Genomic DNA, 25,360 nt, shown 5'->3' on the forward strand with positions numbered 1-25,360 from the left:
ATATTATAGTTTTTAAAATCTAAGATGAGGGAATAATCGAGAAGAGTATGAAAGTCTGAATGATTTTATAGGCGATAAATTGGGGGAATAATCAGTAATCATTATTGATAACACTACGGACCTAGCTAAGATGTGAGTCAGAAGAACGAGTAACTACTTGAAAAAACAAAGGTAAATAATTGATAAAGTGACATATAAATATTCCACTGTTTTAGAATAAATGGTAAACTAATTATGGGAATAGGCGATTTGTCCTAGGTATGGGTATGAGTATAATTTGATGGGGGGCATCTTCGCATCATGAGCTTAAATAAGTTTAGAACGAAGGCAAGAGCTGTTGAGCTATTAGGGCGTAAGCAAATAAGAGATGATATTACGGCACTTATTGAGCTAATGAAAAACTCATTTGATGCTGATGCAGATTCTTTATTAGTAGATTTTAAACTAAATCAAACTTCAACACCATATTTAATTATTTATGATGATGGACATGGTATGACTCAACAGGAATTGTTAGAAAAGTGGTTAGTAATAGGTACTGACTCAAAAAAAATGAATTCCAAATTAAAAAAATCAAGAAAAAAGAAAAGAACTCTCATGGGCGAAAAGGGAATTGGACGCTTGGCATCTGCGGCATTAGGTGAACAGTTCTTAATGTTTACCAAATCAATGGATGAAAATTGGAATTCGTTATATTTGAATTGGAATATATTTGAAAATACAGATTTGTTTTTAGATGATATTTCAATTCCTTTACTGTTAAATAAACCGAAAGAAGATTTGATTTCTAATGAATCAATAAATGAATTATTATATATGCAGAAAGATAATTTGAAATTAAGTGGATGGTTTGAGGATGAGAGTAGGGTAAAGGAAAAGTATTTAATTTTACACGAAAAAATCACTAGGCAGATTGACCAGTTTACCTCTCCAAGGGATCATTTGGAAAATATTATTGATTTCTTAGATGATTTAGGGCAGGGAACCATCCTTGTAGTAAAGGATCTTAGACAACGCTGGATTGATGTTTTCGACTTTAATATGGAAGATTCTGATTTAATCTCAAAATCAAGGCGGGATAGATTAGGCACGTTTGTTGATACATTTAAATCTGTTGATCCTGAGTTTGAAGTTCTAATCTATGCGGATAATAAACCCATAGAGTTTTCCTATGACTTTGATGAAGAATTATATGAAATCTATGATCTTAAAATCAAAGGAGTAATTGATAAAGGAAAGTTCATTGGAAGTATCTTATCTCCCTCAGCGGATGAAACTATACTTGCTGAAATCAATGAACAACTATGTAAGGGGATTCCAATAACAAATGGAATTTCTGATCCATTGAATAAAGACTGTGGAAAATTTAAACTTGAATTATGCCACTTTGAAATGAAGAAAAGGAATAGTTCATTGAGTGATGATGATCGAGCTAAGCTAGAGAAGAGATTAGAAAAAGCGGGAGGAATAAAGGTATTTAGAGATCAAGTAAGGGTATTGCCCTATGGTGATGCGGAGAATGATTTTCTTAATATAGAAATGAGACGTACTAAAAATGCTGGGGATTATTTATTCAGTCATCGTAATATGTTTGGAAAAATACTAATTACTTCAGAGGAAAACCCTGAACTTGAGGACAAATCTAGCCGTGAAGGTCTTTTAGAAAATGAACAATATTATTATTTTATAAATACAATTCAAAATCTCTTAGTGAAAATAGCATTCGACTATCTTACAGATAATAGAGTAAATTCAAAAAAGTTAAGATCTACCTATCTTAGTAGAAATAATCTTGAATACGATAAAAAAACGATGGAAGAAGGCATGCTCAAACAAGAAAAATCTGATGGAAAAAAAGAGTTTCTTAGAATTAAAAAGGAGTTTTTAGAAAAAACTAACGCACTAAAAAGAGAAATGAGTAAAGAATCTTCTTTTACATTTATTGAAATGCCAGTAGAGTTGAAATACAGCGTCTTGTCTGAGAGATATGGATTACTGCGACAACAGTTTAGTATGTTCAATAAAGAGAGTGACGAAAGAAGGAATTCTTACACAGTTGACATCAATTCTAGATATATAGCTTATATTGAAGATGAACTTCTGGAAGATGTATATCTTCATAATACTAGAGTAGATGAGTATTTTTCTTTATTATCAGAAAAAGTTCGAATATCATATGAGGTTTTAGAAAATCAGTTTAAATCAAAACTTGATAGATGGAAAAAAACTGTTTCTGATTATTTGAATAAGGATTTTGATAAATATGTAATTTCTACAAAACAAAGAATTGATTTTATAAGAAAAATGATACTAGGGCAACTTTTTGAATTAGTGGGAGCAATAGATGAACAACTGAATAAAAAGAAGAACTCTGTCGAATCGACTGTCACAATAGAAAATGTATTAATGGATTGTAGAGGACGCTTGATTTTAATAGCGAATACATGGCATGAGGAATTACAAAAAAAATTGGATAATGCTGAAGAAAAGCTAAACGAAATTCTATCAATTATTCCAAGTGAGTTAAAACAAGAAGCAAACAAGTTAGAAGAGATTCTAATTAAAATTGAAGAAGCATCTAATGTTGAACCAAGGCAAATACTACTCAACGCAATTGATAATATTGAACATGTTTTTAATGAAGAAATAAAACAAATTATCGAAAAACTTAACAAGAATTTCGGGGGAGGTTCTGAAGATTCAAAAATAATAGGTGCTTTATCCGAAAGAGTTGCGGCTTTAGAACGAGAAAATGAAATATACGCTGATTTAGCTAACATGGGGATGGCTGCTGAGATTGTAAATCATGAGTTTAATCAATTATTTACTAATGTTAATGATTCAATTAAAAATCTAAAGATAGGGGCAAATCAAAATCAACGTTACTGGATTGATCAAATCGAATCTGGCTTTAAAGCGATATCAGCAAGACATACGCAACTTTCACCAATGTATAGAAGTTATAACTTGAAAAAAAGACCTATAAGTGTTTATGAAATTGTTAGTGACATGCTTACGTTCTTTGAATCAAGAGTTAAGAAAAATCAAATTGAAGTAATTAATGAGATAGATCCGGAATTCATGCTCAGTTTATCTCCGTCTAAGGTGTATCCCGTATTTTCTAACTTGATAGATAATGCAATATACTGGATTCTTAATCAAGATGTGAAATTGATACTCTTTAGAAGTGATATTTTTAAAAATGCAATATATATAGAAGATAATGGTCCAGGTATTTCATCTCGCATGGCACAAAGAATATTTGATCCTTTTTTTACTGGAAGACCTCAAGGTAGAGGGCTGGGACTAACAATTGTGAAAAAAGTATTGGACTCACAAAATCATCAAATAAACGTAATAATGAGTCCAGAATCGAGACGATTGAAAGGTGCTTGTTTTGAAATTGTTTTCAATGATGCTGATAAAGTGGGGACTTTAATATGAGAACAACGCTAAATGAAGATGTGAAAAATATTGCAATTAAATACTTTACCGATATAGTTTATATAGATGATGCTTTAATAAACCCTAGAGATTTCTTTCAAAAAAACATAACTCAACTGGAGCAAGCAGCGGGGGCCGAAGGAAGTGTATTACAAGATGCTTCTCCATCTTTTAGAAGACCTATGAGGAAAAATATTGGACAGTTTGAATCTCAAGAGATTGAAGGAACACTGCGCCAGGATAATTCTGTTGTGGATATGAGTGATCATACGAGCGCATTTGATCTACTTTATGAATTTCAACAATTAGGTTGTAAGGCGAGTCCATATTATTTTGAATCAGCACAATCAATAGATCAAGCGGTTAGACTAATTGAAATGTCTCATCTTACAATTTTAGATTGGGAACTTGATTCTACAGAAGGAGAGACCACTGTTAAGATATTAAACCTTGCTATTGATAACAAAAAGAGAATGAAAATGATAGTTATATATACTCGATCTCCAGATAAAGCTAGAAATAGCTTGCAAGAAAATTATGAAAACTTTCCTCCCGTTAGTATTAAAGGTAAGACAGGAACAAAGTATGATTTGATAAAAATGGATAATGCTTTGATTCTAATTTGCGATAAGCAAAGTTTTAACGCTGAAGAAATATTAGAGACATTCATTTCGCAAATAATTTCAAATTACGGTTATTTTCCATTTGGTTTTTTCGATGCTATTAATAAAATGAATGATCAGACGGCTTTAATATTACAACGTTTTTCATATCCGTTTGATAATGCATTAATTTTGCAATTAAGTTCTTCAGGGATCAGCCAAAATGATTATGCACAAATTGTTTCGAAAATGATTTCTAATCATCTATACAAATCGCTCGAATTGAACCCAATAATTCTTCAAAGCATTATTGATAATTGGAAAGTGGAAATTCAAAAGCTTCGCCGGATGAAACAAGAAGAATTTTTAAAATTTATAAATGAATATATTGATGATATTTGTGGTCAACATAAGTTAAATAGTTCTAATGGGAAGATAAATGTAAGTTATCTAAGACTATTGAAACATGTAGAATATGAAAAATGGCAAAGTTACCTACATTTATTAGATAGACTGGATCTATTTAAAACGAAGCCATTTAATGAGCTCCAGGAACTTGTAATGGAAGACTTACTTATAATTAAAACCAAGTTAGAGTTGGAGAAACATCCGTATCATGAAAGTTTAGAGAGCGTGGATTCAAAAATAAAAGAAGAGTATGTTAAGATGTACGGGAATAAATTTAAAGAGAAAATGTTCAAGGTCCTAGAGCCATTGATTCCTGTTATTTTCGTGTTCCTCTTATCTTCTAGGTCGAAGGCTCAAAACATAAGACAATCAGTCAGAGAATTAGTGGATATTATGAAAGTCGTCCCCTACGATTCTGTCTCCATTTCTGAAGTAGATTCACTTAGTGGAGAACGATTGATTAATTATTTTTCAAGTGGGGATTTGTTATTTGGACAAAATAGTAAAGTTTTGGCATGCATTAGCCCAAGCTGCGATGCATTTAATCCGGCAACTAAAGTCGAATATAGTTTGAAATTTATATGTGGTACTATTATTGATAAGGATTCTTCATTTCAGAATTTAAAGGAAGGACAGCATATCTCAGTCCTTCCCAAACCAGATTCTCCAAATGATTTAATTTGCATAAAATGGGATTTCTATAAAACGGAGATTATTGATATCAAAAATAATTTTTCTAATTATAGAACATATACAAGACCATATAGATTTGAACAATCATATTGCCAGCAAATTATTAATTCGTATCTTTCATATCATTCTCGCTCGGGAGTTGACGAATTATTTTTTAAGAAAGATTCTAGTATGAGAAATTTCTTTGTTTTTACAAATGACTGAAAACGTAAGAAGGACTAGATTGTTTTTACAACTAGTCTTTTTTTGTATTTTATTTAATCTAGAGGAGGGTATACATGAATAATTCAGCAGTAACCGAATTAGATAACTTATTACAAAAGAATATCGACAGTTTGAAGGAAAAAGGATTGAAAAACGACCAAAAGGCCATTATTCAGCTTGTCAGAACAATGGATTATTATTTACTTGGATCAATGTTTGGAAATGAAAGGTCAAAAAAAATTCTTAAACATTATTGTTATGGTTGGGGGATTGCTTTTAATGTTTTTATTGATAAGGCAATTGATAATGACAATGTTCCATCTTTTAAAAGTAATGATCGATTAATTTGGTGGGCTGATGCTTTACTAGATTACTGTAATGTCTTAGGAGTATTAAAACAGTGTATAGATCACTCCAAAACTGGTCTTGCAACTGTTGAAAAATTAGCTGACGAAGAGTTTCAAGTTCGTTACAGTAATAATACTATTATGGGAGTGGAAGCCATTGAAAGAGAAGAGTTTTTTTGGCACAATGAATTTATAACACGAACACAAGCTACTCAAGCCAATTCATTAGGTAGTTCAGCAAAGGATATACATGAATCAATGAAAAAATTGGTTTTTATATCGCGTGGATATTTTTTGGGGTATGATACGACGCCGGAGATCGACACTTTTTACTTTAAGTTATCTAAATTAGAAATTCAAAAGAAGATGGGTTACGATTCCTTTCCACCTAATACGTTGTTTGGTGAATATACTTATGAATTTTATCTAGAGGCACTTTGCATATTAAGTAGCTTTTCATTAAAACATTTAGGATTTGCATCTAATCAACTTGCAAAGGGGGGAGAATGTAACTCTGTAAATCTTGTTCAGCTTTTTACGTTAAAATCAGATACTGCAGAATCTTTATCCAAAGCTATGCAAATTGATGTTGAGACAGCGAATAAGTTTATAGACATTTTTACTCTACAAGATGTAAATAAAACCTATGCTTGTTCTAAGGTGAACGGACCGATCCCCCCTTTAATAAAGATATCAAGTAATCATATTTTATATTTCCATTCTGGATTCATGGCACAGCCAGTTCTATTTATGCTAGGTGAGTTAAGAAGGCATTATCAGAAGGATTGGGATCGGGCATTAGATAAAAGAGAAGAAATATTTAGAAATGATCTTTATTCATTATTTCCATTAGATAGATTTCTGAAAATTAATCGACCTATAGTTATAAAATTAGATAGAAAAGTACTTACGGATATAGATGGATTTATTTATGATCAGGACACTGGAACATTAGCATTATTTCAATTAAAATGGCAAGAACCATTTGCAAATTCTATGTTTGAACGAAATAGTAGAAAAAAGAATTTTGAGCAAGAAAGCACTCACTGGATAGAGGCTATTTCTAATTGGCTTTTAGATAAGTCAAGTGAAGAACTGGCTTCTTCTTTTGGTTTGAAAAGTAATGCTTTTAAAGATTATAAAAGAAGTAGATTATTTGTGATCGGACGCAACTTCTCGCAATTCTCTGGGAATGAACTTCCTGATGAAAGAGCTGCATGGGGAATGTGGCCTCAATTAATGAGGTTATTACTTGAGAATAGTTATACTGAAAATGATACTTTGAATTGCTTATTCAACTTACTAATCAAAGACAGCCCTATTGGAAAAGCTAAAAAACGGAATGAGGATTTTGAGAATCAAATAATAGATATGGATGGTTATCGAATAAAAATGATCACTTAATACAATGAGGGTGTCGATATACCAGAAGTGAATACCGTGCTGTTCCTGCGGCCGACGGAAAGCTTGACGGTTCTCGATTTTATCGGCCAATCGCATAAGGACTACAATTTTCAAGATAAGTTTCGTGCGATTTTGGGCAAAACGAAGCATTCGGTCCAGCATTATGTAGAGCATGGTTTTTCGAGTCTTCCGAAGGGAAGCTTTATTCAGCTGGAGAAGCTCGCCAAAACCTTCATTTTACATAATTTGAAGCAGGCCACGATAAACAGAAGAAGCCTTATTTACAAGCTGAAGTATTTTAAAGGGGACACGTGACTTGAGCTGAGCCTTGAGAATTTTGTCCATTACCATGGAATCACCCTGCAGGAGCTTTATGGCGGGAGAACAGGAAAACGTTTCTTGCGAGGCTTAATGGTGGAGGCAGAGGTTCTGGATGCTTTCGCATTCGAGCAGGAGGACTATTTGGTCAAAAGATTGCCCGCCTTGCTCAGCCTTAACTCACGCAGGCTATTAAAATTCCTCATTGCTTACCTATCTGGTGAAAAAAACGCGGCTACAGACGAAGAGCGGCTTATGCTGAATCTGTTCTACTATACGTTCTATCCATCAGAGCCGAGCAAGCAGGGCTTTACAAGCATTGAGCAGGGGATTCAATTTATTGTATCCTGCCAAGCCTTCCGGGAAGAAATCCTTGATATTTTGTCCTATAATGAGAAGCATATCAACTTTGTTGACGAGTCCAATACTTTTCCATATGCGTGTCCACTCCATCTGCATTGCAGATATTCGACCAATCAAATATTAGCGGCTTTTGGCGTGTGGAACGAGCATAAGGCGCCAAGCTTCCGTGAAGGCGTGAAATATTTGGAGGACAAAGGGACGGATATTTTCTTTATTACGCTTAATAAATCAGATAAGGATTTTTCGCCGTCTACCCTATATGAAGACTATGCGATCAACGAGCGGCTGTTTCATTGGCAGACCCAAAGCCGGATCTCGGAGGAGACGAAAACTGCTCAAAGATATATTCATCATAAGCAGCTTGGCCATCGCATCGCCTTATTCGTTCGGGAATACAAGGAAGAGCACAGCTTTACGTCGCCATTTATATTTTTGGGAGAAGTGGAGTATGTCAGACATGAGGGAAATAAGCCGATGAGCTTTGTGTGGCGCTTGAAGAAGGAGATGCCTCCTGCGTTAGTGCCGGCAGCGAATAAAGCCATTGTGTAGAAGGAGGGGATTGGAATGCTTGAGGTGGCTGCGGCTATTATAAGCAATGAACAGAATCAGCTCTTAATCGCTCGGCGCAAAAAAGGAAAGTCTCAGGAAGGACTATGGGAGTTTCCTGGCGGGAAAATCGAGCAGGGAGAATCGGCGGAGTCCTGTCTCCGCAGAGAGCTGCTGGAAGAGATGCGAATTGAGATTGCTCCCCAGCAATGGTTTGGTGTGAATGAGCATTATTATGGTGCTGCTCCTATCCGGCTAATCGCGTATAAAGCTTCATACATAAGCGGTGAGATTATTTTAGTCGATCATGATGACTATCGTTGGGTGAGCCCTAGGGAACTGAAAGATTATAGCTTCGCGCCAGCCGATATTAAGTTTGTTGAGCTGCTGGAGCTCGAACAGAGCTTAGAGATAGATGGAAAATAACATAAACGGGCTATGATAAGCTCAGAAAACCTCAGATTTGAAAGCGATTAGCATGGCTATTGTTCTGCAAAAAAACAATCAAATGGTATTTCGAACCGTGCTCTCACCAGACGTTGACTCCTTTTCGACATCGCAAAAACTCCCATCATGGCAGCAGTAGAATTTTTTTACTACTGCCTACTATGATGGGAGCCTATCAAAGCCTGTTTACTGCTGATGTGATGTGAAAAGTGCTGTTAATGTGTAATCGTCTAGCAATTTTAGTCTAACGAGGTTATCCTTTGTGCAATCATTTTAGTCATAGCATGCTTATGAGGAATACCTGATGAATGGCAGTCAAACACAATTTCCGAGCTATCCTTAATTAACCAGTCATGATAATGTGTGAGTAATTCACCAGAGTACCACTTAAAGGCATTTGGTTCTTTTTCGGGCGGTGGGGCAATAAAAGGCTTATTTACAAACACATTAAAAACGTGTATGCCGTTTTCATTTGTAAACTGCTTATAATTATCAAATATTTCTTTACGATATTCCGGTTTTATGTAGTGCAGCACTCCGCTAGAATAGATAATGTCAAAATGAGTATCTAAACGATAGTCTAAAACGTCTGCCTTAAATACATTGACATGAACACCAATTTTTTCAGCAAGCCTTTTTGTCTTTTCTATTCCTGCGTCAGTAACATCAATTGCGCTAACATCATATCCATTTCGAGCAAAGAATACGGCGTCTTTCCCTTCGCCACAACCAACATCTAGTAATTTTAAGTGCTTTGTAGGCGGCATAAACTGTAAAACCTGATAACAGGCTTCATTGGGCTCAGTTCCCCAGTAATATTTTTCTGTTTTATATTCTTCCTCATAAATGGTAATCGGTTTGTCTCGCGCTACATATCCAAGAAGCTTATCAATGCTTATTTCTAAAATTTTTGATAACTGAGGCAGTAACGAAATATCCGGCATGGTCTGAGCATTTTCCCACTTGGATACTGCTTGAAAAGAAAGCCCTAGCATTTGTGCAAGCTCTTCTTGTGTAAGTCCCTTCTCTTTACGGTATATGCTTATATTTCTAGCTAATTTTTCTTTCATAAATTCCCCACGCTCCTTCATATGGCTCCATTTTATTGAAGTCTCTTGGAACAAACAATAACTTCATATTTGATTTTTTTTAATATTCAACCACCAGTTGAACCAAGCAATAAATTCATATTACACGCAAAGAGATGGTAGTGATGATCGCAAAAGCACTTAAGCTATCGACCGAAACAAATTCAGAATCTGGTTTCGCAGATGACAAGAGCATTCCAGCATGGGTTAATAGCGCAGTAGCAAAGATCAAAAAGCTTGGCATTGTGGAAGGGAAGGGCAATAATCAATTCGCCCCTCAAGACCATGCTGCAAGAGCAGAGGCCGTGTTAATGTAAGGATATATCTTAATTATTCAAGATTAACGTTATTTGCCCCTCTTTCTGATGAAGAGCTTAGAATAGTTGTAAAAAGACGATTTCTTAACGGATATACTCGTTACCGTTGGTGCGTTGCGAGCGCGAACATAAAGTTTTCTTTACATTTCACTTATGTAGCAGTCTACCATGATAAATTAGAAGTAATCGTTGTCGTTTATTGACCGAAGAAGATTTAACTGTCATGGGAGATGGTAGATGCAGCCGTGTACTTGGGCCAAGGCATCGTTGTATGTGACGATATTTGTAGATTAGGAGTGAATGGCGTGAATGTAAAATCCGTGCAATTGGTCAGCGATTATTTCAATGCGATGCAGCAAAGCAAGGAAGCTCGCGCGACGAATGATCAGACGCGTGTGGCAGCTATTCGAAATACACTCATGCAGGGAAAGAAGCTGCGCATCGACGAAATGAACTACTTACAGCGAAAGGATTCCAATTTGTATAATCAGGCAATGAGCCTCTCGATGGAACGCCAAGCATATAAAGACGTATTGCAGCATAGTCGAAGCAAAGCGGACGCGAGTTATTACAGAACGTTCAAGCTGATGCAGATTGCTGGGCAACTAAAGCATGGTGGCTCCGAGGAGCAGCTAATGCGGGTGAACTCGATTCAGGAAGCCCATCGCGAGTTCACGCGATCTAGCAAGTATGCCTCGCTGAGGTAGGGTGGGGCGTAACTGCCAGTGAATGGTTAAGAAGCTTTAGTGAAGCAGCGACAAAACAGGAGCGAGGCAGACAGAAGGGGTGCCAAGAAGGCTGTAAACTACAAGTCTCAGGGCGCCCCTCTTTTTTGTTGGGTTTGTTATTGTGCGAGTATTCCACTCACGTTTACCTTTTTGGATTATATGGTGTTGTAGTGTTCTGGGAAAACAATTTTTGTTAGATCATTTCTAATCTGTTCCACATTTGTAGTTGATAAATTGTTCAAAATGATGATTGTTAACCTGTCATTTATATAACGGATGATCTCATTTTTAAAGCCAACAATGCCGCCGCCATGATAAATTCTTCTCCGATTCTGATCTTCATCTATAAACCAACCGTAACCATAACCATAGCCATGGGAAGTGAATATAGTATCAAGGCTTTCCCTTGTAACTAATTTCTCTGTATACAATGACTGGTCCCACTTGAATAAATCTTCAGTTGTAGAATAAAGATTTCCACCACCAATTGGAAAACTCATATCCATATACTCTGCATTAACAATGCCATTATCGTATTCATAACCCTGTGCCCTGTTAGGTATTATTTCTTTGTGGTTATCACAGCCGGAGTTCTTCATACCCAAGGGTAAAAAGATTTGGTTATTTAAAAAGTCTTCATAAGTAAGTCCTGTAGTCTTTTCTATAATATAGGCCAATAAAATATAGCCTGAATTACTATATTGGAATTTGAAATTTGGAACAAACTCAGGCTCCAAGTCCAGTATTAAACGAACTGTTTTTTCAGTCGTGGTCGGTTGCTTCATTAATTCTTTAATATTAGGGAGTTGTGTAATATTGGGGATACCTGATGAATGTGTTAATAAATGATGCAATTTAATTTGATCACCGTATTTATATGAGGGTATAAACTTTGAGACATTATCTACTACGTTTAGTTCCCCCTGCTCCTGAAGTATTGTGATAGCCATCGCTGTAAACTGCTTTGTTATCGATCCAATTCTGAACTTAGTCTCAGGTGTATTTTTTACTTGGTGCTCTCGATTGGCAAAGCTATATCCACGATTAAACAATATTTTTTCATCCTTAGAGATCAATACACTTCCACTGTATTCCTCGTTCCTTTCCAAAGATGTAAAGAAATCATGAATTTCACTTTCTAGAGTTCGCAATGATTTATCCCCCAGTATTTAAAAGTTATATCTTTTATCATATAGGAAAACATTGGTAAAACAAGCCTTATAGTTTTTTTACCGTTGTGGTAAAATAGAGTTAAGGAGGTCTACACAGACCTCCTTCAGGCTATCGAGACATTCTCGACAGCTTGGAAACACACACTACACTAACTTTGGTTAGTGTTTTTTTTATGGCTTAACGCCTATGCTTATGTCCGAATTCAATAGTGGTATGGAGGAGAAAATGATTGATCAAGGTTTTTTTTAGGTGTGATTTTTTATGCTGGGCTAAAAGGAAGAGGACAAAAGTATGACGATCTGTGGGAGCAGATGGGCATTGGAAGCAGAGCATTTTAATGGCGATGGTATTGTGATGACAAGGCTGTCAAGGAAATCTTGGCAATCATTTCAGAAAAGGGTTGAGCACATGAGATTTTATGAGATGAAGGAGCGAAATTGGGCGGGCTGGAGAAGATGGATATCCCTCTTGCTGGTTATTTGTCTGGTGCTGTCTGTCAGTCCGTCAGTCCGACGGTTCGAGCCGGAAGTTCCTCGGGGACAGATAGACTGCCTGCCATTGAAGTGAGCAGCACGGAGGGCAAGCCGGAAGATACACTGGTGGATGTTGGGACAACTGCTACCTTCTCTGTAATAGCTAGCGGCAGTGGCCTTACCTATCAATGGCAGGTAGATACGACAGGTACAGGTAACGGCTTTAAGGATGTGAGTGGAGCAACAAGCAGCAGCAGACTTCAATAATGATGGATTAGTGAATGAGATGGATGTTAAGGCAATCCTAGCCTATATTATAGGAAAATCCTAAAAATTTAGTAATTGGAAAGTAACTCTACGTAAAAGATGAGGACAGCAGCAGACCGTATTCCTCGATCATTTGACGCTGCGGTCGCCGACTGCTTCAGATACAGGTTGAATATGCCTACATTGTAACCGTCTATGTGTTCAGCTTTCTTGGTTCCCGCATATGACACATGTGGAGTGCTGTGTATTGTTGATGAGGGAATAGTGAGGTGGAGAAGGCCGATATCCCGCCGCTTCATGTTCTTCAGATGACAGCCCTGCCCTGCAAAGGCTGGCTTTCTGGAGCGGATGAATGATGTGGAGACCGTGGATATCGGCAAAAACGCCGATTTGGTTCTTCTGGACGCTAGCCCCATAGAAAGCGTGCAAAATCTTCATGGTATTAACGCTGTGATTAGAATCTAAAGCCGAAATGAACCGTATGATGACAGAGAATCCGGATCATTTTTATGATATGGAATTTTCATTAGCCTTGTGTTATTCATGGTTTTCAAATGCCATAGTAAGACGTGGTAAAGGTATGTCTAACTTTTTTGCTTCTCTCACAACTTCAAGTACCGCAAAACCTGCTTTACTATTGTTATATTGTATGAATAGCCGTGGCAAGCTTCCCTTTGCAAAAATAACCTTGTTAAAAAGCGTGCCGAGAAGTGCAGGTGGAATCCTCGTCAACAGTAGAGTAATCATATCCAGCTTTGCGCCTCTTGCTTTAAGCACAGGAACCATTTCCCTCATATTTTTACCGACATTTGCGAATGAGCTGCTATGATTCATAAGTGCTGGAAAGCTTCCCTGTTTTAACACCTCGGTCTCCATAGCCGCATTCATGGCAAAGTGATTCCATAGCCAGCTTTGCATATCCTTCATCCAGCTTATTTTAAAATGGGCACTTTCAAATAGTTCTTTGACCATGTGGTTGATAGGTTCAGTGCCTGCTCGTGGTTTTTCCAGAAATATCATTTTCAAAAAGCCGCCTCTAAGCCGATTGTCCGCGATGCCGCCACCTGCTCCGGGGAAGCCAAAGACCACATTGTTCATAGACAATGGTGTGATGGATGATTTCAAATCCTGCCAAATGTTATTGAATATGAGAATAGGGGAATTTGTTGCGGCAGTGGATAGGAATTGTGCTGCTTCTGGAAGCTGTTCGGTGTTGACGCTCACAATAATGAGATCATAATTTGGAAGGAGCTCCTCATGTAGTGTGACGTTCCAGCTTTCTTTTATGAGCTTTTTCCCTCTTCGTGCGTCCCACATTTCAAGCTCTATACTGCTTCCGAGGGCTTCTTTTCTGCCTTTTCTAACGTAAAACTCAACTGTATGCCCTGCCTTTTCAAAAGCCCAGGCATATTGGGTTGATATTACACCTCTACCGAAGAATAAAATTCTCATATTGCCTCCTGAAAATATATATTTATCCTTGTTCATGATCAAACAACGTGTTGTATAATGTTATTGTATAGATTCACTATACGGTCATCAACCATCAGATTTTTAATATCTGTCGTATAAACGATTGAACAGAAAATGGAGGCAAAGCATGAAGAAGCAACCTGAAATTACGGACAAAACCAGGCAAACTTTTATAAATGTATTTTGTGATTTATATAGCCAAAAACCAATTGAAAAAATATCTATTCAAGAAATTGCTAACCGATCAGGATATAATCGGAGTACATTTTATCAATACTTTACGGATATTTATGCGTTGCTGGACTGCGTTGAAGAGCGTGTCTTGAAATCCATTAACGAGGAAATGGCGAGCAGAGAGTTTTCTACACATACTTTCCAAGATGCACTTCAATGCTTGGAAAATGCAGAGGAAATTTCAGTGCTTAAAGCCCTCTTGGGAGACTATGGTTCTGTTCATTTTGTCGAACGCCTGAAAAGAGAAATTCCCTTTGAGCGATTGATTGTGGACCTTCCAACAAATGATGTGTTAGCACCCTATATCATTGAGTTTTACATATCAACTTTAATATCTATGTTTCGCCTTTGGATACAAAGCGACAAGGATCTAACTTCGGAAGAATTGGTCAAGTTGGTAGATAGCCTATTCTCAAATGGGATAACACCGTATCATATCTTTGGCAAGGTCAATCCTCGGCGCCTTAATTTGAACAACAAGTAAGGGACGAGGAGAACGAGATTGAATCAGAGACATGATTTGCGAAGCACTAACTTTGGTTAAACGATGCAGTAATACAAGGACGCAAGTGTGACGAAGGATTAGTCGCGTTCGGAATCGGCTTATAGCTTTGCGCCAGCCGTTATTAGTCGTGTACACGATCACTCATATCGCTAGGCTCGCGCTTGTCGGCCACCAGCATATATCCTGTCCCACGGATCGTCCTGATTCTCTCGGGAGTAGCGGGATCGGACTCGATTTTTTTTCGTAAATTACTGATGTGCACAGCGACCGTTCTCGTATCCCCCAAACTCTCCATTCCCCAGATAAGATGGAACAATGTATCGACAGTGACGACACGATTAACGTTTTGTGCCATATGGGACAGCAAACTAAATTCTTTTTTCGATAAAAAGATGGTTTTACTATCTAGGTTGACGGACTGTTCGTAGAAATCCAGTGTCAAACCCGGTAACTCCAGCAGCTGTTCCCTTCTGCTTGTCGACACTCTGCGAAGGTGAGCCTTGATCTTGGCCATGAGTACGCCCGGACTGAACGGCTTGGTCACATAATCGTCGCCGCCATCGGATAATGCGCTGATTTTCACCTCGTCTTCCTCACGGCTGCTCAGAAACACGATTGGCGCATTCGTGTAAAAACTAGATTAAACAACGCCTGCTCCAATCGTTGGGCATCCACCTCGACAATAGGCAAGCCTGATCCTTGATCCTCCATATTTCCGATATCCAGTATGAAATCCAAACCTGCGTCACGCACAACCAGCTCATATTGCTCAAAAAAATCCCGCAAGAAGTGAATAGCGTGAACCGGCTCCATTCGTGCGGAAATGGTTGATATGATTGCTAGTGCGCTTAAGCTGCCGACCGAATCGGGAGCAACGGGCTTCGTGGACGACAAGGAAATACCTGAATGGGCGAGAGGCGCGATAGTTGCGATAAAAAATCTTGGCATCATTCAAGGTATGGGGAATAATCGGTTCCATTCGGCTGGCAATGCGACGAGAGCGGAGACAGTAACCGTTCTGATCAACATGCTGGCTCGGCAAAATCAGTAGGTCACTTGGCTCATTAAAATGGCGGCTACAGAGGAAATATCCCTGTACCGCCATTTTATATTTCAATGGAAAAGCAAGTATAGAAGTTATGACTACAAGCTCGAAGGCAAACCATGGAGACACATAGCGGTGCAGTCTGAATGCTGAAGTAAAGCGCTGATTGTTTTGACATGGGGCTTCGCATAAATGACAGGATAATTGAATTCTTCGTATTCCTCTCGTATTGGAAAAGCCACTTTCTCTTCTTCTAATGAGAACTGAGCATCTACCCCCGATTTATTTCCCCGTGCATCTAATCGAATCCATTTTCCAATGGACCTCATGTAAACGGCGTTTAGCGCATGGATGACGTGACCTGTATCAGGAGTATCTCCCAAGGTTAGACGCTGGTAACAGAACCCGGCTGGTATTCCTTTGCTTCTTAATAAAGCGCATAATAGATTCGATTTTGCATAACAAATGCCCTCCTTGAAGAAAAGAACCTCAGATGCTTTGCACGTAATGCGTGAGCTTTGGATATCCCATGAATGCGAGATGTGGTCACGGACATATTCAAAAGCATTTTTAACATAATCTATTTCATTCGACGATTGGCTATCCAGTTCCGCAGCTAATGCTTTTATTGAAAAATGATCATAATCAACCTCTGGTAACAATTCTAAATAGTCCTCTAAATGATTGGACTCGCATGTAAATGTCATTTGGCTTCCCTCATAATGTTTATTTTGATTTCCAATTCATATACTCCTTTGATTTTTTCAGCAATCTATTTTCATCTACACTTAAAAACCTATTTATGAAAGAAATTGTTTCTAAAATTTAGAGATCCCAATCTTTTTTTATAGGTATGTAGAAACCCTTATACAGAGGAGTACGTACTATAGTGGATTAAATAATTATGCATAATAACTAATATTTATGCAATATTAATTTTGATTTTAAGTTATATCATAAATATTATTAATCACAATCTTCTATTCTATATGAGTTGGTTATTTACATCCTTTGTATAGCCTTAATCCTTGAAATGGCCTATATCTTTCGATCAATAGTTAAGGGAAGGGGGCGAGGGACATGATCTAACCGCTTGAGGGTATGTCTATTACTAAAGGTTGCTCTATAGGTAAGAGGAGGTTCTGTTTTCCTACACGGTTCGACACTAAGGTTTACTATTTTGATTTAAAATTGGTAATATTGAGTGGGTGATAATAATCAAAATGACGGAATAATTATTATGAAACAAACTAAGGCTCATTAGAATAAGAACGGATGTTCATTCCACATATCTCTCCTAGTAGAGATATGTGTTTTCCGTCTTTGCAGAGTTAACATTATATCTAAGACGCACGGTGATATTGAACATGTATAAAGTATTGTGTAATTGAATGACAACAAATGATATTTAGGATAATAGGAGATGAATATGGGAAACAGAAATATTAAGACTTCAAAAACAGATATTGCGGATTATTGGTTTTCAATAGTGGATGAAAGTGATTTAAGTGTAGATGCCGCAGAGGCATATGAAAGATGTTGGAGATGCGGATACGAAAAATCATTAGAGAAATGCCACATTATTCCTGACTCTTTAGGCGGTGAAGATAAGCCTTCTAATCTTGTTTTACTTTGTAAAAGATGCCATTTGGAAAACCCTAATATTGCAGACCCAGATATTATGTGGGATTGGATTCGAGCTTATAAAACTCCATTTTACGACACATTTTGGGTAGAGCAAGGAATGAAAGAATATGAATTTATATACCGAAAATCTTTAGAGGAGGAAATTAAGGAGAGAAATATATTCGATGTAATTAAGTTTAATAAAATAGTCAAAGAGCAGATTAGAAAAACTACCTATCATTTTGGACATCCGTATCTAAATTCAGCAACAATTGCGGGAGTTTTTAGAATTTCATTGAAAAAGTATGAAGAAGACAATTAAGCTTATGTATTTTTATTTCTGATTTTAAACTGAAACAGCAGTAATGCGTCAGTATAACATTTAATTCATTGAGATACGTGTAACAATAGAAATCATAAAAATAGTAGAAGGTGAATAAATGCCCCCTAATTACGACTTTCACAATTGTCTATCTCCACGTGAGTTTGAGGAATTTGTCAGAGATATCTTAGAAATTAAAGAGAAAGTACCTTTTGAAATTTCTGGTCGAGGTAAAGATGGAGGAGTTGATCTTCGCTATTGGGAAGAAATGAAAAAAATTATCGTTCAAGTAAAATGTTATCAAAATAATTACAACCAGCTATTGAATGTCTTAAAAAACCAAGAAAAGCTGAGAGCGAGGGCATTAAATCCCACCCGTTATATTCTTGTTACTTCTATAAAACTTGAATTAACGAAACGGGATGAAATATTTGCATTATTTGAAGGGTTAATTAAGAGCCATGATGACATTATTGATAGGGACGATCTGAATAAGCTACTTGGACAAGAGCAATATCAACATGTAGAGCGTACACATTATAAACTATGGCTCAGCAGTACCAGCATCTTAACATCACTGATTGAGGAAGTAGTTCATCGAGATATTTTAGTAGCATCAGGGTGGGAGTTAGAGGAAATAAAGAAAACAGTGAGAGTGTTTGTCCAAAATCCTAGTTTTGGACGTGCTTTAGATATTTTAGAAAGATCAAGGTACGTTTTGATTTCGGGAGAAGCTGGAATTGGAAAGACAACTTTAGGTCGTTGTTTATCAGCCTATTTCTTACAATGTAAGGGATACAAAGAGTTCATTTATGCAGATACTGTAGGTGTGGCTCTTAGAATGTACAAAGAGAAAGAAAAGCAGGTTTTCTTTTTGGATGATTTTTGGGGAGATATATTTAAAGATGCAAAGCTTCCTCATAGTGAAAGAAAAAATTTGCTTAGTTTTATTCGGCAAATTTCTGATTCTCCCAATAAACTACTAATAATGACCTCTCGTGAATATGTAATACAGCAAGGTCTGATTGAGTATCAAGATGAACAGCTTAAAAGAACATTCGACCTTGGAAAATGCTCGCTTCAACTAGAGGATTATTCAGACCTGATTAAAACAAAAATTCTATTTAATCACCTATATTTCTCACGTTTTGAATGGGAGTATGTCAGGGTAATTGCTAATGGATACGAACGAATTATTCAACATCCTAATTATAGTCCAAGAATTATTGAAACCTTTCTTAATCAAGGCACAGTTTTATTGGAGGATAGTTCTCCCTTGGAGTTTTATAAGAAGTTTCTTAAATATTTGGATGAGCCATTAAGTTTTTGGAAGCATATTTTTATAAATCAAACCTATGGTGCTCAACTAACTTCTCTTATTTTATTTTTATCAACACAACCTATGAGATTATTTGATTTAAAGGAAACTTATTACTCTTGTATAGAAGCTAGTGGTAAAATGGACAACCAAATTCAAGCAATAGAATTTGAAGGCATAATTACACAGTTGGAAAAAACCATGATAAAAACTTATTATAACAGAGAAACCGCATCGATTTTAGTGAATTTTCATAACCCCTCTATTAAGGATTTTTTATATCAACATCTTAGTGTTAATTTATCACACTATGGCAGAATAATTATTCAAGGTAGCCTCTTTTTAAATCAACTTCTTTATATTTTTAAGGCAACGAATATAAATCGCCATATCTATGATGAATCAGATGAGAGCAGTTTTTCGCAAAAAAAGATTCGCTTACCTAAAAAACTTGAAGATATGCTGACTGATAAGATTATTTCAGAGTTTGATCAATTAAAGTACTCTTATGCTGAGAGTGATGTTTTTGAACATAAGGCATCCATTTATGTGAGTTCTGAGGACTGTATCGTGAGGAAGCTACATGATATTTTATTTAACTTTGGTGTTAATGAAAATGCTCAAATAGATAAGTTCGTCGCAAGCAAAATTCAAGATTTATATTTAAAATTCAATAATGAAGAGTATCCATTATCTTATGATGACATGGTCGAATTTCCCTATTTAATCAAAATGGCAATGCCGTTAAAAATTGAAGTTGACGGATATTTGTTAATTAATAACTACTATAAGTGCTCTAGATTCGCAGAGCATTTGCTGATGATTAACGAATTTGAAGAGGTATTCCCCAAAGAATTTATTGATTTTAAGAAAAAAAATTACAAGTCAATTAAGGCTGATATTAAATATGTGCTTCTGGATGACATAGATTTTTTTGCTTCGGATGGAGAATACGACCGAGTCGATTTCCTAATTGATTTTATTTATCCAGAGGTATTGAAAAGTTATAAGTTGCGTGATAGCAAGGCGTTTTGGAAAGAGATGAGAATGACTGCTGGTTACGATGACGATAATGTTAAAGCGGAAAGTAAAAAGCGGTTAGAATGGCTAGAAACTAACAGAAAAAAAATTGAATTAGAGGAGGAACATGAGAGGAAAACAGCAGAATTGATAAAAGCTGAAAGGGAAGCATTATTAGGTGTCAATGAAACATTTTCCGACGAAGAGATCAACGATTTTATCAAAGTGTATTCCCATACCCATACAGAAGCCAGAGAGTTGATTATCTGCTATGAAAACGAAAAACCATGGTATATCTATCCCTTTTTCAACAATTGGAACAGACTATCTTTGTTATTGGATTTCTATCATGACAAAAAGAATCTACCTCTTTCAAGCGCCTATTTTTATGAACAGTTTGCCTCCTACTTAATTAAGATACATAGTATTACGCAATCTAATGGAGATGTAAATGCTATTGTTGAAATGTTTTCTGAATTTGCATTTGATATGATGAAAGATGGCCGAATTGTTTTTTCACAGCAGAATATTGAAAATCATCATGCCTTCATGGATAAGTTGGAAACAGGGCAGATAGATTTGTCCTCGCTACTAGCATTTCCTTTTATAGTTCAAAGAGGAAAATGGTATGAATTTCAGACTCTTATGTTTCAGGTATATTTATCATTGAAAAAAATTTTAAGTCATAACGAAAAGCAACGAGCAGTTTCTTATGTTGATTTTTTGAATTTGAAAGATGCTTTTCTAGATCATGAACACGATATCTGGGTTCTATGTTCGGAGTTAGATCTTCAAGTTTTTAATCAAAATTATTTAGTTCCGATTTTAAATGAATATTTAACGGCTGTTAATACGATTAATCCCCAAACAGTATGCAGCTCTGCTTTCCGTTTTTTTGAGCTCGTTTTGAATTTTAAAATTCCGCAGAATACACTTCTTCCAAGTAATTCAGGATCGAGTTGCAACGGGTTATGGGTCTCAGCGTTAGAGTTTATCGATCACGATTTATTGGAAGTGGAACTTTACATGAGCAGTTCCGAGGATGAGGTTAATAATAATCATTCGGAGTTGTTACGTTTAAGTGGATTTATTATGCAACATGGCTCAGAAGGTCTCGATGAGGATGAATATGAACTGGACCTTGCTAAACACATTGTAAATCCAGAACTGCTGGAGATCCTTGACGATTTGGGTGTATGTAGTTTTTTATGGAATTCATATCATCAAATATTAGAGATTGTAGAGAATACAGTAGCTGCTAATTATAATCTACGCTTGGATTCTTATACTAATAACCCGCAAACTCGGAGATTTGCTTTGGTCGATTAATAAAGGTGGTTAAGATATGAGATTTCCGGATAGTGCGGGTTTGCATTTATCTATAGTCGATGGTTTTGTTGAAAATGAAGAAATAATAATTCAATGTATCGATAATTATCATTATCCTTTTCGTGATTTTGTTGGGATGGCTAAGAAAAAGGATCTTATTTCTTTCGATCTTGATGATTGCATGCAAGTACCTAGACTTTATATTATCGCGGGCCATCCAGCTAAGGTTAGTCGTACAGAACAAGTTTGGAGAAAAAGGATTAAGCAGGCTTTTGATGATCTTTTACAAAGTGATAATATTCTTAAAAAGATAAATAGAAACCTCAATGAAACAGAGTATTACTGCTTAGAATCTTTTTATTGGCTCTATCTATCAGAAGTGATAACTTCTGATAAGGTTTGTTTTCCGCTGGTGAGAGGATTTAAGCCATTTGAGGATGACTTGGATGTTTTAGTATTTTATATGGATCATCATCCAAGTGAACACTCACTAGAAATGATTGAAAAGACAATTGCTTTCTGGCTCGACCGTGAGCAACCAACTTTAAAAGGTTATCAATGTTTAACACGTTCATTTATTTTGCGAAATATGGTGGGCCGTAAAATACTTTCCACTTTTCCTGACAAAGATGGAAGTTGGGGCATGCTATTGGAAGGAGGTATATTTTTACCTCTGGCGGATGATTTTGATGTCGGCTTAAGTAAGCTAAATAGCAAACATATTGGGCAATGGACTGTTGGTGAAATAGAGGAGATATTACTTAATCCTATATATGCATACGGATACTATTATCAACACATCGATTTAATTTGTGAATGGTTTTATGTTTTTCTTTATTCTCTGGTCACAATTAACGAAGAAGAATTGAAAAACATTAAACTTGAAATATTATACCGTGATTATTGCGAATATTTAGGCAGACATATTTGTCCCTATAAATTAATTGAACAAAAGAATATTGAGGTAAATCAATCTATAGCAGTATTTAATAAAAAGTTAGGTTCTCTAAGGGAGTACTTAAAAGGTGAGGAGGAAATTGGTGTTTCTAAAAATATTTTATTGATGATGCGCAATCGTAATGCTTATTTACCTGCAGTTCATCGTTTTATCCATAAAAATACTGGCCTGGTTGTAGATCATATGAATGACACTATTCCTTGGAATAATGATAGCTGGAAGTATGCTCTATCTCAGTTGGAGACGGTATCTTGTTCTTATGAAAAAGGAACAAAACTGGAGGAACTAGCGCAATATTTTATTCGTACAATACCGGGTATAAAAATTACAGATGTTAGATCAAGAAAAGGAAGGGCAGAGGTTGATATTTACTGCTGCAATGTTTCATATGATTCTAGTTTGTGGAAACTCGGTGCTTTGATTTTAGTCGAATGCAAGAATCGAGAGACTAAAGTTGTAGTATCGGATATTCGTAACCTGGTTGCGACTATGGAGGCTAAAGGCATTATTGGTGCAATGTTTTTCAGCAGAGCTGGCTTTACGTCAGTTGCAGAGAAAGAAATTAAACATCAACTATCGGGTGGCAAAATGATTATTCCAATTTGTCTTAGTGAACTGAAAGGCATAGACGAAAATGATGGAGCTTATGGTCTTGTTAGGAGAAAAATAGAACAATTTGAGCATACCATGGAAGACAAAACGGAGCAGTTGTACTTTTAATTCAAGGATCCTTATTAGCACAAAAACGATATAAAAGACGACTACCGAACACTAGGAGGTCGGCTTTTTCGCATCAAAACGCCAAAAATTCAGGAAATAGTCATTTCGTTTCAAATTGTAACTCGTCGATTTGCGGGACTTGCGCATGCTTTTCGGTTATAGAGTATTGCTGATCGGAGGCTATATCGTTAAATTGATGGAGTAACGGAGCGGTAATCCAGACTTGCTGTCCATCATTACTACAATGATTAATAGCGCTTGGTGTTCTTGAATTTGGACATCGGCAGCATTCTGGGCTTGAATGATGCGGTATCCTACTCCATGATACAGCGACCATGGGAATTACCCGAATAAAAAGGGCTGGAGCTGTGGCTGTTATCGTTTCATGAAGAAATAAAGCGAATATTTAGGTAGAAGGTTTGCTGATTTTTCACTTTGGGAAATCTATAATGAAGAGGAGTACGAATAAAGCCTCATTTCAGTTATCGGACAGGCTCTTTACAATAAGATGGTTGCTGACCAGAGAAAGCAGGGATTCTGATGAAGGTCGAAGAGGTTATGCAGGAGCTTGAAGCACTTGGCAAGGAGCACACCAAAAAAAAGTATGTTTCCAATGGAGCTCATGAGCCCTTGTTTGGTGTGGCGACAGGCGTGATGAAGCCGATTGCCCGGAAAACGAAAAAAAATCAGCCGCTGGCTGAGCAGCTTTATGCGACAGGAAATTATGACGCGATGTATTTTGCCGGCGTTATTGCGGAGCCTAAGGCGATGTCGGAGGCTGACTTTGAACGCTGGATAGACGCTGCTTATTTCTTCATGCTGTCTGATTACGTCGTAGCCGTAACGCTTTCAGAAACGGATATTGCGCAGCAGGTGGCTGATAAATGGATTGCAAGCGGCGAGGAGCTGCGTATGTCGGCAGGCTGGAGCTGCTATTGCTGGCTGCTTGGCAGCCGTAAGGACAGCGAGTTTTCCGAGAGCAAGCTGGCCGGAATGCTGGATAAGGTTCGCGATACGATTCACGATGCTCCCGACCGCGCCAAATACGCGATGAATCATTTCGTCTATACGACAGCTGTATCCTATGTGCCGCTGCATGACAAGGCAGTCGAAACCGCCGCGGCTATTGGTCCGGTGGAGGTCGTGGATGCGAAATCCAAGAGCAAGCTGCTCAACGCATCGGGCAATATTCAGAAGGAAGTCGATAAAGGACGAATCGGCTTTAAACGCAATTACGTAAGGTGCTGATACTGGCGCTTGTTCAAGAGAACCGTGCAGCCTTGATCAGGCTGAATCATGTAAGGCGGCAGCATAATATGGAGAGGAGTAATAAAGATGACAACGAGTCCAAACAGCGCTTCAAAGGAGCTGTCAATCGAGCAGCAGGAGGAGCTGCTTAAAGTCTTGAAAGCCCGTTTCGATAAAAATACAAATCGGCATCAAGGTCTTGAATGGGCGAGCGTCCAGGCGAAGCTTGAAGCTCAAGCTGGAAAGCTATGGTCGCTTTATGAAATGGAGCGAACCGGCGGTGAACCGGATGTCGTTGGTTATGATACTGAGACGAGCGAGTTTATTTTTATAGATTGCTCGGCGGAAAGTCCTAAAGGCCGCAGAAGCATTTGCTACGACCGTGAAGCGCTAGAGTCTCGGAAAGAGCACAAGCCGCAAAATAGTGCCGTAGAAATGGCGGAGTTCATCGGTATTGAGCTTTTGACAGAAGAGCAATATCGGGAGCTTCAGGAGCTTGGGAAATTCGATTTAAAAACGTCAAGCTGGGTGAAAACGCCCGCTAATATTAGAGAGCTTGGCGGTGCTGTTTTTTGTGATCGCCGCTATAATACGGTTTTCATGTATCACAATGGAGCAGAATCCTATTATGGCGCTAGAGGGTTCCGGGGCTGGCTAAGGGTGTAGCCCTCAGGTGGAGAGCGATTGATTTTTTACAATAGATAGCAGGGAATATAAACATACACTGGAAGAGTCCATAA

General features: G+C 37.2%; 19 protein-coding genes and 1 pseudogene. 15 read left to right on the top strand and 5 right to left on the bottom strand.

Annotated elements, in window-relative coordinates:
• Window positions 1–300 precede the first annotated feature (300 nt).
• From V5J77_RS04590 to V5J77_RS04610, 5 genes and pseudogenes are all read left to right on the top strand, one after another.
• Window positions 301–3,444, top strand: a complete 3,144-nt coding sequence (locus V5J77_RS04590) for a sensor histidine kinase (protein ID WP_338554615.1) — start codon at window positions 301–303, stop codon at window positions 3,442–3,444.
• On the top strand, window positions 3,441–5,351 hold the full coding sequence (locus V5J77_RS04595; RefSeq protein ID WP_338554616.1) for a response regulator receiver domain: 1,911 nt from the start codon (window positions 3,441–3,443) through the stop codon (window positions 5,349–5,351). The genes V5J77_RS04590 and V5J77_RS04595 overlap by 4 nt, the downstream gene beginning before the upstream one ends.
• Before the next feature lie 74 nt (window positions 5,352–5,425).
• Complete coding sequence (locus V5J77_RS04600) at window positions 5,426–7,102, top strand: hypothetical protein (RefSeq protein ID WP_338557093.1); 1,677 nt, start codon at window positions 5,426–5,428, stop codon at window positions 7,100–7,102.
• Window positions 7,085–8,332, top strand: a pseudogene (locus V5J77_RS04605) (DUF3427 domain-containing protein); the annotation flags it as partial. The gene V5J77_RS04600 and the pseudogene V5J77_RS04605, both read left to right, overlap by 18 nt.
• A 15-nt stretch (window positions 8,333–8,347) precedes the next feature.
• Complete coding sequence (locus V5J77_RS04610; protein WP_338554617.1) at window positions 8,348–8,755, top strand: (deoxy)nucleoside triphosphate pyrophosphohydrolase; 408 nt, start codon at window positions 8,348–8,350, stop codon at window positions 8,753–8,755.
• A gap of 260 nt (window positions 8,756–9,015) precedes the next feature.
• Here V5J77_RS04610 and V5J77_RS04615 read toward each other — a convergent pair whose 3' ends face one another.
• Window positions 9,016–9,846 carry a helix-turn-helix domain-containing protein gene (locus V5J77_RS04615; RefSeq protein WP_338554618.1) on the bottom strand — a complete coding sequence of 277 codons (831 nt, stop codon included), beginning with the start codon at window positions 9,844–9,846 and terminating at the stop codon, window positions 9,016–9,018.
• A 143-nt stretch (window positions 9,847–9,989) separates the two neighbouring features.
• Between V5J77_RS04615 and V5J77_RS04620 the strand changes: the two genes are divergently transcribed.
• The gene (locus tag V5J77_RS04620) at window positions 9,990–10,181 is read left to right on the top strand and encodes an S-layer homology domain-containing protein (RefSeq protein WP_338554619.1); all 192 of its coding nucleotides are present in this window, start codon (window positions 9,990–9,992) and stop codon (window positions 10,179–10,181) included.
• Between the two features lie 305 nt (window positions 10,182–10,486).
• Complete coding sequence (locus V5J77_RS04625) at window positions 10,487–10,888, top strand: hypothetical protein (protein WP_338554620.1); 402 nt, start codon at window positions 10,487–10,489, stop codon at window positions 10,886–10,888.
• A 176-nt stretch (window positions 10,889–11,064) separates the two neighbouring features.
• Here the strand turns inward: V5J77_RS04625 and V5J77_RS04630 are convergent, their stop codons facing one another.
• Complete coding sequence (locus V5J77_RS04630) at window positions 11,065–12,060, bottom strand: serine hydrolase domain-containing protein (RefSeq protein ID WP_338554621.1); 996 nt, start codon at window positions 12,058–12,060, stop codon at window positions 11,065–11,067.
• Window positions 12,061–12,537: 477 nt separating this feature from the next.
• On the opposite strand from V5J77_RS04630, the gene V5J77_RS04635 reads away from it, so the two are divergent.
• A complete protein-coding gene (locus V5J77_RS04635; RefSeq protein WP_338554622.1) occupies window positions 12,538–12,822 on the top strand; it encodes a hypothetical protein in 285 nt (94 codons plus the stop codon).
• 537 nt (window positions 12,823–13,359) lie between these two features.
• On the opposite strand, the gene V5J77_RS04640 is transcribed toward V5J77_RS04635, so the two are convergent.
• Window positions 13,360–14,274: a 2-dehydropantoate 2-reductase N-terminal domain-containing protein gene (locus V5J77_RS04640; RefSeq protein ID WP_338554623.1), complete on the bottom strand. Its 915-nt coding sequence runs from the start codon at window positions 14,272–14,274 to the stop codon at window positions 13,360–13,362.
• A 148-nt stretch (window positions 14,275–14,422) separates the two neighbouring features.
• Here V5J77_RS04640 and V5J77_RS04645 point away from each other — a divergent pair, with 148 nt between their 5' ends.
• Window positions 14,423–15,013 carry a TetR/AcrR family transcriptional regulator gene (locus tag V5J77_RS04645; RefSeq protein WP_338554624.1) on the top strand — a complete coding sequence of 197 codons (591 nt, stop codon included), beginning with the start codon at window positions 14,423–14,425 and terminating at the stop codon, window positions 15,011–15,013.
• Between the two features lie 142 nt (window positions 15,014–15,155).
• Here the strand turns inward: V5J77_RS04645 and V5J77_RS04650 are convergent, their stop codons facing one another.
• The gene (locus tag V5J77_RS04650; RefSeq protein ID WP_338554625.1) at window positions 15,156–15,617 is read right to left on the bottom strand and encodes a response regulator transcription factor; all 462 of its coding nucleotides are present in this window, start codon (window positions 15,615–15,617) and stop codon (window positions 15,156–15,158) included.
• Window positions 15,618–15,866: 249 nt separating this feature from the next.
• Between V5J77_RS04650 and V5J77_RS04655 the strand changes: the two genes are divergently transcribed.
• Window positions 15,867–16,085, top strand: coding sequence for an S-layer homology domain-containing protein (locus V5J77_RS04655; protein ID WP_338554626.1), 219 nt, complete (start codon window positions 15,867–15,869; stop codon window positions 16,083–16,085).
• A gap of 92 nt (window positions 16,086–16,177) precedes the next feature.
• Here V5J77_RS04655 and V5J77_RS04660 read toward each other — a convergent pair whose 3' ends face one another.
• The gene (locus tag V5J77_RS04660; protein ID WP_338554627.1) at window positions 16,178–16,786 is read right to left on the bottom strand and encodes a transglutaminase-like domain-containing protein; all 609 of its coding nucleotides are present in this window, start codon (window positions 16,784–16,786) and stop codon (window positions 16,178–16,180) included.
• 722 nt (window positions 16,787–17,508) lie between these two features.
• Between V5J77_RS04660 and V5J77_RS04665 the strand changes: the two genes are divergently transcribed.
• From V5J77_RS04665 to V5J77_RS04685, 5 genes are all read left to right on the top strand, one after another.
• Complete coding sequence (locus tag V5J77_RS04665; protein ID WP_338554628.1) at window positions 17,509–18,027, top strand: HNH endonuclease signature motif containing protein; 519 nt, start codon at window positions 17,509–17,511, stop codon at window positions 18,025–18,027.
• Window positions 18,028–18,145: 118 nt separating this feature from the next.
• Window positions 18,146–21,694: a restriction endonuclease gene (locus tag V5J77_RS04670; protein WP_338554629.1), complete on the top strand. Its 3,549-nt coding sequence runs from the start codon at window positions 18,146–18,148 to the stop codon at window positions 21,692–21,694.
• Window positions 21,695–21,710: 16 nt separating this feature from the next.
• A complete protein-coding gene (locus tag V5J77_RS04675; RefSeq protein WP_338554630.1) occupies window positions 21,711–23,372 on the top strand; it encodes a restriction endonuclease in 1,662 nt (553 codons plus the stop codon).
• A gap of 540 nt (window positions 23,373–23,912) precedes the next feature.
• Entirely contained in the window at window positions 23,913–24,620 is a 708-nt protein-coding gene (locus V5J77_RS04680) for a DNA alkylation repair protein (RefSeq protein ID WP_338554631.1), read from the top strand.
• Between the two features lie 87 nt (window positions 24,621–24,707).
• Window positions 24,708–25,286, top strand: a complete 579-nt coding sequence (locus V5J77_RS04685; RefSeq protein ID WP_338554632.1) for a DUF4256 domain-containing protein — start codon at window positions 24,708–24,710, stop codon at window positions 25,284–25,286.
• Window positions 25,287–25,360 lie beyond the last annotated feature (74 nt).

The sequence above is a fragment of the Paenibacillus sp. KS-LC4 genome, from assembly GCF_036894955.1.
Lineage (GTDB): Bacteria > Bacillota > Bacilli > Paenibacillales > Paenibacillaceae > Pristimantibacillus.